Here is a 627-nt window from a genome sequence, read left to right on the forward strand (position 1 = left end):
TTAATGACTTTATGTCATTTGACTTATCGGAGGAGATTGCTGAACTCCCTTTGGGAGAGGATAAGCAATTTACCATTATCCTAGAATTTGACTGTAACATTCCCATAGAGGATATTACACCCGCATTTATCCCCCACTGCGTACCGGTTATCAACCTGGCTCCCACAAAAACAAAACCGATTGCATTTGAAAAGGGCAAATCGCGTTATGTATTAGAATCAGATGAAATCTTTAGTATTGACAAAGTTAAACTCCAATCTGAACCAGAGGAAACATCCGACGGATCTGACCACTGCGTTCCTCTTATCGATAGCGCGCAACTGGCAGCCTGCCATTTTGCCGAACCCAGTGACAACATATTACTTTTTAACTATATACGGGAACAATCGCCATTTGGTGGAAGCCAAATTAATCTTACGTTTCATGATCATCAGGCAAAACCCATAACAGAGCACCACTATCGCGACTTTTACTGCCAATATCACCGATTTCATGCGCAAGCACGGACATTGGGCATCGGGGAAATTTGTATACCAAGCGAGCAGATACCCAGCCATATTCAGGCCAGAAATATCGTGCCGGCGTCAAAAGATTTTCCTGCCGTGGTAAACAGTCATCAACATTGGC

General features: G+C 43.4%; 1 protein-coding gene. It reads left to right on the top strand.

Features of this window, described 5'->3' with window-relative positions:
• Positions 1-627, top strand: a 627-nt coding sequence (locus V2H77_RS00165) for a type VI secretion system baseplate subunit TssF (protein WP_341497192.1), incomplete at both ends; no start/stop codon positions are given.

Origin of the sequence: Photorhabdus sp. P32 (assembly GCF_038085095.1) — a bacterium.
Taxonomy (GTDB): Bacteria; Pseudomonadota; Gammaproteobacteria; order Enterobacterales; family Enterobacteriaceae; genus Photorhabdus; species Photorhabdus luminescens.